We start from the raw sequence: 13243 nt of genomic DNA, 5'->3' as shown, positions 1-13243 counted from the left end.
GCTGATCCAGCAGGGCGCCAACCAGACGCGAGGCGCCGCCGCCGACATCAATCACCGACAAAGAACGCGGACCACAAAGCGCAATGGCGCGCAGAGAAGGGACGGGGTCGGCTTGAAACCAGCTCACTGTCTCTGTGTCTTTGCTTTGATAAACCGTGTTCCAATGCTCTGCGCGATGTGACATTCAGATCTCCCCTACTGAATTCCCTTGCTGAACTCCCAGCTTGATCACCCTCTGTGTCGGATATTATACACATTCCCAACATGGAATGTAATGACCTGCATCAATCAGCGCGGACATCAATTGTTGCGCAACTGGAAACTGCTAAAATTCGAGATAGTTTTCCCTGCCAGGCTGCATCTATGGTTAACATCTGGCGGTTTATCTGAGGGCACCCCTCGCTCCAGAAAGGATGCCCCAGATGACCCCAGCGATGACGCTTGACCTTCATCCCGCCCCTGCAGCCCCTGCACCGGCCCCGTCGCAAATCCGCTTTCCCCGTGGCCCGCATAAGAATCGCCTGCCAGAATTTCCTGTCCCCGGTGGTGCGCGCACCAAGATGGTACTGCTTCGGGCTCAGAGCGGCTATGGTGAAATGGGCCAGTTGACACAGTCGCAGCAGGAATACCCGACCTGGTTGCACTGAAGCCTTGCAGGCGCGAATGAAATTCGCCATCACAGGGAAATGACACCACAGATCCGCGCCCTCTCCGTCCATCTGCTCACCGCCACCGGTGCAGTTTTTGCCATGCTGTCGATGCTGGCCGCTGTCGATGCCAAATGGAGCCTGATGTTTGTCTGGCTGGTTGTGGCCTTTGCGGTGGATGGCATTGATGGGCCGCTGGCGCGGCACTATCAGGTGAACCGCTATGCGCCGCAGTTTGACGGCGTCTTGCTGGATCTGATCATCGACTATCTCACCTATGTCTTCATCCCAGCATTTGCCCTGTTCAAATCCGGTTTGATGGCGGGCTGGACCGGCTGGTTTGCCATCATCGTCATCACCTTTGCCAGTGCGATGTATTTTGCCGACACAAGGATGAAGACCAAGGACAATTCCTTTTCCGGCTTTCCCGGCTGCTGGAACATGCTGGTGCTGGTGATCTTTGCCCTGGAACCCAATCACTGGACCATTCTGGTACTGGTGACGCTCTTATCGGTGGCGATGTTCCTGCCGCTGAAATTCATTCACCCCGTGCGCACGGTGCGCTGGCGCAAGGTCTCGCTGCCCGTTGCCCTAGCCTGGACCTTCTTTGCCGGCTGGGCCGCCTGGGTGGATTTCCACCCGCAGAGCTGGGCCCATTGGGGCTTGGTTGTGACCTCAGTCTATCTGGTCTTTGTCGGCATCGCCCAGCAGATCCTGCCAGAACGCAGCTGATGCCAGAGGCCGTGGAAAAGGGTGTTAAGGGGCCAGCCCCTCTGCGCCCGGCCTGACGCCCGGGCGCATTCACCCCGGAATATTTATCAGAAAGATGATGACAGGGGGTCTGCGGAGCTGAGTGTTTGGCTCAGATCAGCAGGCTGGCGGCGCCTTCGTGTTTCAGCAGGGTAACCTTGGTCTCGACCCCGCCCTGGCCGGAAAACCCGCCCAGCCCATTGGCTGCCAGCACCCTGTGGCAGGGAATGATCACCGGAATTGGATTGGCACCGCAGGCATTGCCCACGGGCTGTGGGGGGGCTTTGAGGTCCCTGGCGATATCGCCATAGGTACGGGTTTCGCCTAAGGGTATGGCGAGCATGGCGTCGCAGACTGCGCGTTGAAAATCGGACCCCGCCACATATAACGGCAGATCAAAGACCTGGAGCTCACCGGCGAAATAGGCGTCAAGCTGCGCAATCGCTAGGTTCAACAGGGCCGTTCTGTCTGACTTGGTCTGCGTCGTAGCCCCATGCCAAGACAGCGTCGTTATGGCGCCATCCGTTTCCGTGACACATAGGGGACCAACAAGACTGTCGAACATAGCTGAAGGCATGGGAACCTGGATCCAGTTGGAGAAAGAGATGTGGCGCAGTTAACCACGAGATACCCAGCGCACCCATAAAAAAGAGTCTCATTCGTATAGGAAATCATCCTGATTGAGTGCTGCGCTGACCCAAGGGACCGGCCAATTTTGCTAAAATTCATCTAAAAAGGAACCATCAAATTGGAATGGGTGAAAACATGATGTCTGCAATGGGTCCCGGCTTCGGCGTCACCAGTATCTCGGTCTCCCTTAAGGCCGGTGTGCCTGCGGTGGATGCCAGTCTCAACGAGGGGAAATCACAGGGCTTGGACCGTGCTTTGCAGCGGCAAAAGGCGCTTTCAGGGGTGAAGAATAGTGCTCCACCTCTCAGCAACATCAGCCAGATGAACCAGGCCATGGGGCCAGCGCAGGCAGCTGCCCGCGACGCGGCTTTATGGCTTGGCATCTACAGCGAACAAGCTCTGGTCTCGCAATATCTGGTGCTGGCATCCGGTCACGCGCCCGGCCCCAAACCCGCCAGCGTCCTGACGGCGGAGAACAACTACCGCGCCACCCGGAGTATTGCCAACAGACCGGTGATCCAGACCTCTCTCGCGTAGCAGTTTCCCCCTTTCGAGAGGGCCAGTGACGCAAAAAGGCCCCCATTTCTGGGGGCCTTTCACTATTATCCGTCTCACACCGGACCAATAAGGTTCAGCTCAGCGCGGCCTCGCAGCGGCCACAGACGCCCGCATGGGCATGGCTGCCCACATCTGGCAGGATCTTCCAGCAGCGCTGGCATTTCGCGCCCTCGGCCTTTTCAAAGACCACTGAGATGCCGTCGACCTCGGGCATGCGGAAGGCCTCTGCCGGGGCTGGATCGCCCGTGAGGCTGATATCGGAGGTGATGCAGATATCGGCAAAATTCACCGATTTCAGCAGCTCCAGCACCTCGGGCTCGCGGATATGCACCACCGGATGGGCCTCCAGCGAGGCTCCGATCACCTTGTCGATACGCTGGACTTCCAGCGCGGCTGTCACCACCCGGCGGGCCTGACGGATCTGCGCCCATTTGGCAGAGAGCGGTTCATTCAGCCAATCGGCCGGCGTGTCAGGGATATCGGTCAAATGCACCGAGCTGTTGTCACCTGGGAAGCGCTCCAGCCAGACTTCCTCCATGGTGAAGACCAGGATTGGCGCCAGCCAGGTGGTGAGCCGGTGGAACAGGATGTCCAGCACCGTCCGGGCGGCGCAGGCATTCAGCGTATCGCCATCGCAATAGAGCGCGTCTTTGCGCACATCAAAGTAAAAGGCCGAGAGATCTACAGTGGCAAAGGTGAAGATCGCCTGCCAGACACCGTTGAAATCAAAGCTCTGATAGCCGGTGCGAACCTGATGATCCAGCTCCGCCAGGCGATGCAGCACCCATTGCTCCAGCTCGGGCATATCGGCGGGGTCCACCCGCTGATCCTCGCTGAAATCATGCAGCGAGCCGAGCATATAGCGCATGGTATTGCGCAAGCGACGGTAGCTGTCAGCGGTGCCTTTCAGGATCTCAGGGCCGATGCGCTGATCCGAGGTATAATCGGCCTGCGCCACCCAGAGCCGCAGGATATCGGCGCCGTACTGTTTGACGATTTCCTCGGGCACGATGGTATTGCCCAGGGATTTGGACATCTTGTTGCCCTTGCCATCCAGGGTAAACCCATGGGTTACAACGTTCTTGTAAGGGGCACGCCCCTTGGTGCCACAGGCCTGCAACAAGGATGAGTGGAACCAGCCACGGTGCTGATCAGTGCCTTCCATATAGACATCAGCAATGCCGTCTTCGGTGCCGTCTTTGCGGTCACGCAGTACAAAGGCATGGGTGGAGCCGGAATCAAACCAGACGTCCAGCACGTCAAAGACCTGCTCCCAGTCATCCGCCGCATAGTCACCGCCCAGGAAGCGTTCCTTGGCACCATCCGCATACCAGGCATCTGCGCCCTCGGCCTCAAAGGCCGCGACGATGCGGGCATTCACCTCGTCGTCACGCAGGATAAAGCCCTCATCCGTAGGCAGCAGACCCTTTTTCACAAAACAGGTCAGCGGCACGCCCCAGGCGCGCTGGCGCGACAGCACCCAGTCGGGGCGAGCTTCGATCATGGAGTAAAGCCGGTTGCGGCCCTTTTGCGGCGTCCATTTCACCAGCTCGTCGATGGACCGCAGGGCACGTTCGCGGATGGTTGTACCCATCTCATCCTGGCCATCACCAACCGCGCGATCCACAGAGGCAAACCACTGCGGCGTGTTGCGATAGATGATCGGCGCCTTAGAGCGCCAGCTGTGCGGGTAGCTGTGTTTGATCTTGCCACGGGCCAGCAGCCCGCCGACTTCGACCAGTTTGTCGATGATGCACTTATTGGCGTCACCCTCACCGCCCTTGCGGTTGAGGATGTATTTGCCGCCAAAGAAAGCCAGATCGGCGCGGAAGCCACCATCGTCCTGAACGTTATAGGTGATCATGTCTTCCAGCATGCCCAGGTCACGGTAGAATTCAAATTCTTCCATACCATGGCTCGGCGCGCAGTGCACAAAGCCGGTGCCTTCTTCGTCGGTCACAAAAGGTGCTGCGCGGAAATCACGCGGGGCATCCCATTCGCCGTTGGAGCCTTCGGCCCCGGCCAGCGGGTGCGACAGTTGCAGCGTTGCCAACTCATCTGCCGGCACGCCACGCACACGGGTATACTGACCCTCTTCAAGGCGGGCGCGGCTCATCACGTCAGCGGCCAGTTTGTCGGCCAGGATGAAGCGATCGCCCTTGGCGGCCCAGCATTCCTCGGGGGCGTCAGTGACTTCATAGAGGCCGTAGTCAAAGCTGTCGCCGTAAACCACTGCCTTGTTCGAAGGGATGGTCCAGGGGGTGGTGGTCCAGATCACAACGCTGGCGCCGGACAGATCGTCAGAGCCACCGGAGACGGAAAATTTCACCCAGATGGTGAAGCTGTCCTTGTCCTTGTATTCCACCTCGGCCTCGGCCAGGGCGGTTTTTTCCACTGGTGACCACATGACGGGTTTGGAGCCCTGATACAGCGTTCCGTTCATCAGGAACTTCTGGAATTCCGCCGCGATCACCGCCTCGGCGTGGAAATCCATCGTCAGATAGGGATCGGCCCAGTTGCCGGTGATGCCCAGGCGTTTGAACTCTTCGCGCTGGATATCAACCCATTTGTCGGCAAAGGCACGACATTCCTGGCGGAACTCGACCACATCCACCGCGTCTTTATTTTTGCCCTTCTTGCGGTACTGCTCTTCGATCTTCCACTCGATGGGCAGACCGTGGCAATCCCAGCCCGGCACATAGCGCGCGTCAAAGCCCATCATCTGATGGCTGCGCACGATCATGTCTTTGATGGTCTTGTTCAGGGCGTGACCGATATGCAAATGGCCGTTGGCATAGGGCGGGCCGTCATGCAGCGTGAAAGGCCTACGACCTTCTTTTTCGCGCAGCCGGTCATAGACGCCGATCTTGGCCCAGCGTTCCAGCCAGTTTGGCTCGCGCTTGGGCAGGCCCGCGCGCATCGGGAAATCGGTCTTGGGCAGGTTCAGGGTCTGTTTGTATTCAGGAGTGTCGGTGGTCTCGGCGCACATGGGTGGCGTCCTTTGGATGTTCGGTTCACAAATTGGAATGTTCGGAGCAGCGCGATGGCTCAAGCGCCTTTGCCCGGCGTCTCATGCTATCAGAGCGCCGGGGATATAATTCGAATAATGATGGCCGCGATATGGGACATAGCCGCCTTATAGGCTGCTCCGCGACAGGGGTAAAGCCACTCTTGCCCGAGACCCCAGAACCCTCTTGCGCCCTCAGCCAAACCATGGGCCTAAGTCCGGGCGCACCAACATCAGCCAGACGATGGTCAGCACGGCAGCAAAGGCGGGAAAGCCACAGCCAAACCAGATGCGAAACAGGCGATGATACCGCCCGCAAAGGTCGCGCTGTGCAGCAACAGCCTCGCGGGCCAGATCGCGCAGCTGCAGCTGGATCCAGACCACTGGCAGCCAGAACAGTCCCGTCACCACATAGAGCGCCAGCGACAGCAGGATCCAGCCTTCCCAAAGGCTCCAACCCAGTTCCCAGGCCAGCAAGGCCCCGGTTATTGGCTGGATCACCACGGCCGTAGTGGTGAACAACAGATCCGCCAGCACCACGATGCTGGCAGTATGGGCAATGAGGCGGGGATCGCCAGTGCGATGCGCCATCAGCATGAAGAACGCAATGCCCGTGCCGGTGCCCAACAGGGTGCAAGCCCCTAGCACATGCAGCCACCGCAGGATCAGATCAAACTCCATTTCAGCGCTCCTGCAGCAATTGCCAGGTGATCAGCGCCAGCATCAACCCCGGCAGGGTCTTGACCAAGGGGCCCAGCGGGTCACTCCACATCTGCGGCGTCACCAGTGTGGCCGCGCCGAGGTAGAAAACCGTCACCGCCACCATGCCAAGGCAGGCCTCTCGCGCCCAGGGACGCCACAACAGCGCCAAGGCCAGGCCAATGTCGACCAACGCCCAAAAACCAACGCTCACCCGTGCGAGGCCGCCGCCCCATCCTTGCTGCGTGAGGTGTCTGGCTGCGGCCTCCAGCTGGAACAGAGAAATCGCTCCCGAGAGGAACCAGAACAGAGCCAGTACCGTCACCGCAAAGGGCATCGCCAAAAGCATCCGTGCCTCCAGCCGGTGTTCGCGCCCCGCCCGCAGCCCTGCGTAGATCAGCGGCAACGCGGCAAGACCTTGCCCGGTAGCCTGCCGATAGGGTGCTGCATCCCCCGCGACCCCCTGCTCCAGCACCCGAATGGCAGTGCTGCGCAGGGGGGAACGCCAGCCAAGGTGTCCCAGCCCATCAGCGATCCAAGCCGTAAACCGCACCAGCGGTTTGGGCAGGGAGATCTGCGCCCGCGCAGGCGCAAATCCCAGCCAGGCTCGTGTCGCCGCCAAGATCTCTTGCAAGCTTTGGGGATGGTCTTCGACCAGATCATAGCTGCCGGAGGGTAAATCACCCTGAACCGCCTGCACCACGGCCCCGGCCACGCCCTCCAGACCGACCGATTGGATCTGCACCTGCCCCAGGGTGAGCGGCTGCACCAGAGGTACCGCCGCCAACATCCGCAACAGCCCGGTCCCGCCAAAGGCCCCTTGCCCCAGCACCAACCCCGGCTTCAGCACCCAGACCTTTGTGTGGGCAGCCTGTTGCAGCACCACGGCATCAGCCTCCGCCTTGCTGCGCATAAACTCCGTAGGACTGCTAAGGCTTGCCCCTGCCGCCGAAATCTGGACCAACCCAGGGCCAGCCTCGGCGCAGGCCTGTGCCAGCGCGGCTATCGCCAAATGCTGCACCTGGTCCAGCTCAGCTGCGGGGGCCTGCAACTGCCCCGCCGCATTCACCACCAGGTCAAAGCCCTGTATCACCGGCAGCCAATCCTGTGCTGTTGAAAAATCGCACAGATCCCCCGCCACAAAGGGTGTGAGCGGCAGCACCCGCCGCGCCATCTGCGCATCCCGGCCAAAGACCGTCACAGCATGGCCTGCTCGGGTCAAAGCCCGCACCACCTCCGCTCCGATAAAGCCATAGCCGCCCAGCACCAAGACAGCAGCCTTTGGATTGTCACGATTAGCCATAGTCAAAATCTCTTTGGATCTCTGGCGACAGGCTTGCGCGCAGATCACCGGGTTGTCCAGTTCTGATAACCGCTTGTTGCCCCAAATGCGCACACCACAGGCAGCGAAAAGACATCATAATTGCCAAGAGATGAAACCGTTTCGCGCGCGAAACATCTTGTGGGGTCGCTAGACCTGAAACAGGCTGCCCACCCCGTAGGCCAGCGCCGCAGCCGCGCCGCCGATTGCCAGGGTTTCGGCACCGGACCGCCACCAGGGCGTCAGCGACCAATGGCTTTTGACCGCACCAATGACAAAGAAAGTCACCAGCGTCAGCCAGATCGAGATCGCAAAGGCCGAAGCCAGCCCCAAGAGGAAGGGCAGCAGCGGCACCAGCCCGACCAGCAGAAAGGCGGCAAAAGTGGCAAGGGCGGCGCGCATCGGCTGGGGATCAACCGCGCTGGCGCCATATTCGCCCTCCATCATCAGATTGATCCAGGCGTCCTTGTCGGCGCAGATGGCCTCCGTAGCGGCCTCCAGCACCGGGCCAGTCAGCCCCTTGAGGCGCAGAATTTCCCGCACCTCGCCGCGCTCGCCTTCTGGGAAATCCTCGATATGGCGCTCTTCGACCCGGCGCAGGCGTTTAAGGTTGTCCAGCTCGGCCTTGGTGCCTGAGTAATTCCCTGCCGCCATTGAAAACCCATCCGCCAGCACATTGGCCAGCCCCAGTGCCACGATGACAAAGGGCGACAGCCCGGCCCCCGCCACCCCGGCGACGATGGCAAAGGTGGTGACCGATCCGTCGATAGCGCCATAAATCACATCGCGCAGCACGCCACGCCCCGGCGGTGCGGCGATGCGGGCGCTGATTTCCTGCGGGCTGTGACCGTGATCGACCATGGCGGGCTTTCTCTTGTTGCGTCTCTACATCTAGCTCAGCGCCGCGCTTTTGCCTTGCGACAGATCAACGCCGCCAGGTCTGGCCCCCTACCTTTCCCTCAGCTTAGTGACTATGTCTGGCCAGTCGCGCCACAGATACCAGCGGCGCAGCGCTGAGCGAGAGACCGATATGACCCAAGCCCCCGAACCCGCAGATCACCCAATGAAGCGGTTTGACATCACCGGAGATGAGATCGACCGGGTGGTGCAGCTGTTCTATATCCGCATTCGCGCCCATGCTGAACTGGGGCCTGTCTTTGCGCTCTATGTGCCCGGCGATGACTGGCCCGCACATGAGGCCAAGATCGCGCGGTTCTGGCGCAATGCGATCCTGCGGGAGAAAAGCTACACCGGCAATCCGATGCGGATACATGTCTCGCGGCCGGAAATTCAGGCGCATCACTTTGCACTTTGGCTCGGGCTGTTCCACGAGGTGCTGAAGGCGGAACTGCCTGCAGAAATCGCCCTGCAATGGGGCGCCTTGGCAGATCGGATCGGCGAGGGGTTTCGCACCGGGATTGTTGCCATGCGCCAGCCCAGGGATGCCCCACCAAGGCTTTTCTAGCGTTTTCCGCGCCCCGTCCAGGATGACTGCGCCAAACTGTTGATATCTTCCATCCCGTTCAGGGCGATCAGGGCAGAGGGTTTTGCGCGCTTATGGCCAAAGGCCAAAAATACGTTGGAAGAGCCCCTCGCCTGGCTGCCAAATTGTCCGAATAGGGCAAGCCATTCCACCTTCCAAATGTGCTCCCCTGAAATGGTGGCCTTGGGGAGTTTTCCGTTTCCCTCTGGAACCGCTGTGGGTAAGTCCTTTTGGCCTGTGGAGAGAGGCGATTTGAGGAAAATCCGCGATTTTTTCTTTTCGAATCAATCTCAGGCCAAAGCCTAGCGATTAGCCTTCTGTCTTTGCGGCCTCCTCGCGGCGAAACAACCCGGCCAGCGCGCCTTTGATCACCCGGCGGGTCGAGGGGCGGTGTTCGGGCGAAAACGGCAGCGGTCGGCAGACCTCCATCGCCGCAATGCCAACCCGTGCCGACAGGGCACCATTGACCACCCCCTCGCCAAAGCGGCGCGACAGTTTTGACAGGACCGATCCGCCCAGCACGGATTCCAACAGATCATCCCCGGCCGCCACCGCGCCGGTTGCCGCCAGATGCGCCAGCACCGCGCGGGTCAGCCGCCAGGAGCTGAACAATCCCGAACGCCCACCATAAATATGTGCCACCTGCCGGATCATCCGCACCGAGGCCAGTAGCGCCACCGCCACATCCGCCAGCGCCAGCGGCACCAGCGCCGTCACCGTTGCGACCTGCCGGGCGGCGGCCTCAACCTCCTGCAGGGCGCGGGCATCCAGCGGCACCAGCAATTCCTCTTCGGCCAGCATCACCAGCGCATCCGCATCCAGCACCTCAGCCTGGCGCTCCCTGAGCCGCTCCAGATGCCAGCTCATATCGGCCCGCCCGGCATAAAAGCGCTCCAGTCGTTCCAGATGGGCCTGCGCCGAGGCAAGATCTTTGCAGGCCTGCACGGTGCCCTGCCGCAACCCATCGACACGTTTCAACCGGGCCAGAGCCGCGAGTTCCCGCAGCACCATCACCAGCGCCAAAAGCAGCGCCAGCACCAGTGCAGCGCTGACCGCCCAGCCCAGCAGCGGCACACGGGCCACAAGCCCAACCGCAAAATCCCAGGCCGCCAGCGAGGCCATGCAGCCCAGCAGCGCCAGCACCAGCCCCCAGAACCAGCGCGCAATCCACGAAGGCGATTTGGCCGCCAGACGCGCGGCCTGTTCCATCGCCGCAGGAGAGGCAGGCTCCGCTAGTACAGGCACGGGTTCTGGCACCGGCGGAGCAGAGGCCACGTCGGGCGCCTGTCCGGCCCCCTCTTCCTGTTCCAAATCAAACAAGACCGGTTTCTGGCTCATTGTTTTTACTCCTGCTGGTTGGTCTTCTGGATGGCCTGGGACCATTCAAACCGAATATCCGGCAGCCTCTCCTCGTTGCTCTGTCCATCGCTGCGCGCCGTCTCCACAAAGCCTTCGCGCCGGTAAAAGCGCTGCGCGCCCACATTGGCGACAAAGGCCTGAAGCCAAAGCTGCGGCTGTTCTGTTTTGGCCTGCTGCAACAAGGCCTGTCCAACCCCCTGCCCGCAAGCCCCAGGTGCCAGATAGAGGCTGCAAATCACTGCCCCGTCGCGGGCCAGAAAGCCAATCACCTCTCCGTCGCGTTCCGCAACTGTGACCCAGCCGCGATCAATCATCACTCCGCAGAAAGAAATCGCCTCAGCCTCGGATTGCAGCACCGGCATCCACTCCGTATCGATAGCAAAGCGTTGCAGGATCCACCCGGTGCTGCCCGCATCCAGAGACGAGGCCCGGCGCAATCGCACAGTCACTGTATCGCTCCGGTCACAGCATATCTCCGATCAGGAACTCTGCCGCCCGGTCCAGCCGAATATGCGGTGGTCCATCCCCCGGTTTGAGGCTCAGCTCGGCCGGGGCAAACTGCATCGCCTGATAGTCGCCCTCCAGCCAGCTGGTGGCACCTTGCCGCGCTGGCGACAGCAGTTGTGCAGGATCTGTCGGCAGCGCACCGGGGTAAAAGGCCGCCTGTTTGCCGGTGTTCAGCAATTGCCCGCGCACACAGGGAAGATCCGCCCCTTCATGGACGCGCATCTCCTCAGTGGTGGCCCGTAGGGAGGCCAGGGCCAGGGCGGCGGTCTCGGCGCCGGCAAACTTGGCACGATCGCGGGCATCGCTGGTCAGCGCCTCGATGATGGCGGTCATCTGGCCATGCTGCTGGTGATGCAGGTGATCGGCCTTGGTGGCGGCGAACAGGATTTTCTCCACCCGCTTGCCCCGCAACAAAGATGTGAGAAACCCGTTGCGACCCGGGCGAAAGGCCGAAAGCACATCGCCCATCGCGAGGCGCAGATCCTCAACCGCCTGGGGGCCGGAGTGAATGGCGCTGAGCGCATCTACCAGCACCACCTGACGGTCGATGCGGGTGAAGTGATCGCGAAAGAACGGCTGCACCACTTTGGATTTATAGGCCTCATAGCGGCGCTCCATCTCACGCCAGAGGCTGCGACGCGGTGCGGCCTCTTCCGGCGACAAGGGGCCAAAGGTCAGCACGGGCGAGCCTTCCAGATCGCCCGGCAACAGGAAGCGCCCCGGCGAGCAATCGTAAAATCCCGCACCCCGCGCCGCGTTCAGATAGCGGGTGAATTCAGCCGCCAGCGTCTGCGCCTGGGGTTCATCATGGGGGCTGGTGGCCTCTACTGTGGTCAGGAGCTGCAGGAAATCCTGCGCCACCGCGCGTGCGGGCAGACGCGCCAGCACTTCTGCCGACCATTCACTGTAGCTCTTGTCCAGCAGCGCCAGATCCAGCAGCCATTCACCGGGGTAGTCGACAATATCCAGATGCAGCCGACGCGGCCCCTGCAATCCGGACAACAGCCCCGAGGGCCGCAGCGTGAGGCTCAGCCGCAGCTCCGATACCGCCCGGGTGCTGGCCGGCCAATGCGGCTCGGGCCCGGTGAGGGCGGCGAGGTGATCCTCATAGGCAAAACGCGGCACGGTGTCGTCTGGCTGCGGTTGCAGATAGGCGTTTTCGATGCGGCCCTGGCGGGCGGCCTCCAGCTGCAGCATACGGCCCCGGTTCAGCAGATTGGCCACCAATGAGGTGATAAAGACGGTCTTGCCCGCCCGCGCCAGGCCGGTGACGCCAAGCCGCAGAGAAGGTTCAAAAAACCGCGAAGAGACAGAGCTGCCAAGGCTGTCCAGCCCGCGCGCCGCGCCCTCCGTCAATGTCGATAATACCACTCGGCCCACCTGCTGTTATTGGTCAGCCCCCAAGATAGGCAGGCGCACGCGTTGTTTCCAGAGCATTGCGACACTTGCCTCGCCCCTGTTGCCGGGTTACTTGCCCGGCCATGGCCCGTTTTGCACTCAAAGTCGAATACCACGGAAAGCCCTTTGCCGGATGGCAGCGGCAAAAGGATCAGCCCTCGGTGCAGGGCGCGATTGAAGACGCCCTGGCCAAGCTGGAACCCGGCCCCCATACCATTGCGGCCGCCGGCCGGACGGATACCGGCGTGCATGGGCTGGGACAGGTAGCCCATTGCGATCTGCAAAAATCCTGGACGCCTTTTCGCCTGTCAGAGGCGCTGAATTTCCAGTTGAAACCCCTGCCAGTGGCGATTGTCGACTGCGCGGAGGTCGACCCGGAATGGCACGCGCGCTTTTCAGCTGTTGAGCGGCAGTATCTGTTTCGCATTCTGCTGCGCCGCGCTCCTGCCACTCATGACGCCGGTCAGGTCTGGCAGGTCAAAAACGACCTGGATGTTTCGACCATGCAGGAGGCGGCCGCCCACCTGCTTGGCAACCATGATTTCACCACTTTCCGCTCTTCGATCTGTCAGGCACAAAGCCCGCAGAAAACCCTCGACGAGCTGCGGATTGAACGCGTCGTGGGCCTGTCGGGACCAGAGGTGCATTTCCACGTGCGGGCGCGGTCTTTCCTGCACAATCAGGTGCGCAGTTTTGTTGGCACATTGGAGCGCGTTGGCGCTGGTGCCTGGGATCCGATTGATGTGAAATCCGCGTTGGACGCCCGCGACCGCGCCGCCTGCGGCCCGGTTTGCCCCGGCCAGGGGCTCTATCTGGCGAGGGTGGGCTATCCTGATGATCCCTTTGGCGCGCAGGACTAGTCCCCGCCCTGCGGAGATCTCGGC

14 protein-coding genes are annotated in these 13243 nt (G+C 61.3%); 5 read left to right on the top strand and 9 right to left on the bottom strand.

Annotation, left to right across the window (positions count from 1 at the left end; translation table 11 throughout):
- Positions 1-184, bottom strand: a 184-nt coding sequence (locus tag ABJP42_RS02220; RefSeq protein ID WP_490363173.1) for a hypothetical protein, incomplete at its 3' end; no start/stop codon positions are given.
- A gap of 238 nt (positions 185-422) precedes the next feature.
- Between ABJP42_RS02220 and ABJP42_RS02215 the strand changes: the two genes are divergently transcribed.
- Positions 423-647: a hypothetical protein gene (locus tag ABJP42_RS02215; protein ID WP_348338266.1), complete on the top strand. Its 225-nt coding sequence runs from the start codon at positions 423-425 to the stop codon at positions 645-647.
- 39 nt (positions 648-686) lie between these two features.
- A complete protein-coding gene (locus tag ABJP42_RS02210; RefSeq protein WP_348338265.1) occupies positions 687-1379 on the top strand; it encodes a CDP-alcohol phosphatidyltransferase family protein in 693 nt (230 codons plus the stop codon).
- A gap of 130 nt (positions 1380-1509) precedes the next feature.
- On the opposite strand, the gene ABJP42_RS02205 is transcribed toward ABJP42_RS02210, so the two are convergent.
- On the bottom strand, positions 1510-1974 hold the full coding sequence (locus ABJP42_RS02205) for a methylated-DNA--[protein]-cysteine S-methyltransferase (protein ID WP_348338264.1): 465 nt from the start codon (positions 1972-1974) through the stop codon (positions 1510-1512).
- Between the two features lie 188 nt (positions 1975-2162).
- On the opposite strand from ABJP42_RS02205, the gene ABJP42_RS02200 reads away from it, so the two are divergent.
- On the top strand, positions 2163-2564 hold the full coding sequence (locus tag ABJP42_RS02200) for a hypothetical protein (protein ID WP_348338263.1): 402 nt from the start codon (positions 2163-2165) through the stop codon (positions 2562-2564).
- Between the two features lie 94 nt (positions 2565-2658).
- On the opposite strand, the gene ileS is transcribed toward ABJP42_RS02200, so the two are convergent.
- The 4 genes from ileS to ABJP42_RS02180 form a co-directional block, all read right to left on the bottom strand.
- Positions 2659-5574 carry an isoleucine--tRNA ligase gene (ileS, locus tag ABJP42_RS02195; RefSeq protein WP_348338262.1) on the bottom strand — a complete coding sequence of 972 codons (2916 nt, stop codon included), beginning with the start codon at positions 5572-5574 and terminating at the stop codon, positions 2659-2661.
- A 213-nt stretch (positions 5575-5787) separates the two neighbouring features.
- Positions 5788-6273 carry a DUF2269 family protein gene (locus ABJP42_RS02190; RefSeq protein ID WP_348338261.1) on the bottom strand — a complete coding sequence of 162 codons (486 nt, stop codon included), beginning with the start codon at positions 6271-6273 and terminating at the stop codon, positions 5788-5790.
- Position 6274: 1 nt separating this feature from the next.
- Positions 6275-7594 (bottom strand): SDR family oxidoreductase, encoded by a 1320-nt coding sequence (locus ABJP42_RS02185; protein WP_348338260.1) that lies wholly within the window; start codon positions 7592-7594, stop codon positions 6275-6277.
- A 168-nt stretch (positions 7595-7762) separates the two neighbouring features.
- Positions 7763-8473 carry a VIT1/CCC1 transporter family protein gene (locus ABJP42_RS02180; RefSeq protein WP_348338259.1) on the bottom strand — a complete coding sequence of 237 codons (711 nt, stop codon included), beginning with the start codon at positions 8471-8473 and terminating at the stop codon, positions 7763-7765.
- 169 nt (positions 8474-8642) lie between these two features.
- Here ABJP42_RS02180 and ABJP42_RS02175 point away from each other — a divergent pair, with 169 nt between their 5' ends.
- Positions 8643-9077, top strand: coding sequence for a group III truncated hemoglobin (locus ABJP42_RS02175; protein WP_348338258.1), 435 nt, complete (start codon positions 8643-8645; stop codon positions 9075-9077).
- A gap of 327 nt (positions 9078-9404) precedes the next feature.
- Here the strand turns inward: ABJP42_RS02175 and ABJP42_RS02170 are convergent, their stop codons facing one another.
- The 3 genes from ABJP42_RS02170 to ABJP42_RS02160 are packed head-to-tail and all read right to left on the bottom strand — an operon-like array spanning position 9405 to position 12332.
- A complete protein-coding gene (locus ABJP42_RS02170) occupies positions 9405-10433 on the bottom strand; it encodes a YcjF family protein (RefSeq protein WP_348338257.1) in 1029 nt (342 codons plus the stop codon).
- A 5-nt stretch (positions 10434-10438) separates the two neighbouring features.
- On the bottom strand, positions 10439-10903 hold the full coding sequence (locus ABJP42_RS02165) for a GNAT family N-acetyltransferase (RefSeq protein ID WP_348338256.1): 465 nt from the start codon (positions 10901-10903) through the stop codon (positions 10439-10441).
- Positions 10904-10916: 13 nt separating this feature from the next.
- On the bottom strand, positions 10917-12332 hold the full coding sequence (locus ABJP42_RS02160) for a YcjX family GTP-binding protein (RefSeq protein WP_348338255.1): 1416 nt from the start codon (positions 12330-12332) through the stop codon (positions 10917-10919).
- 110 nt (positions 12333-12442) lie between these two features.
- Between ABJP42_RS02160 and truA the strand changes: the two genes are divergently transcribed.
- Positions 12443-13219, top strand: a complete 777-nt coding sequence (gene truA / locus ABJP42_RS02155) for a tRNA pseudouridine(38-40) synthase TruA (RefSeq protein WP_348338254.1) — start codon at positions 12443-12445, stop codon at positions 13217-13219.
- The last annotated feature ends 24 nt before the right edge of the window (positions 13220-13243 follow it).

Origin of the sequence: Pseudophaeobacter sp. (genome assembly GCF_039971195.1) — a bacterium.
Lineage (GTDB): Bacteria > Pseudomonadota > Alphaproteobacteria > Rhodobacterales > Rhodobacteraceae > Pseudophaeobacter.
Note: the sequence above shows the minus strand (reverse complement) of the source record. Positions and strands in the feature narration are given on the sequence as shown.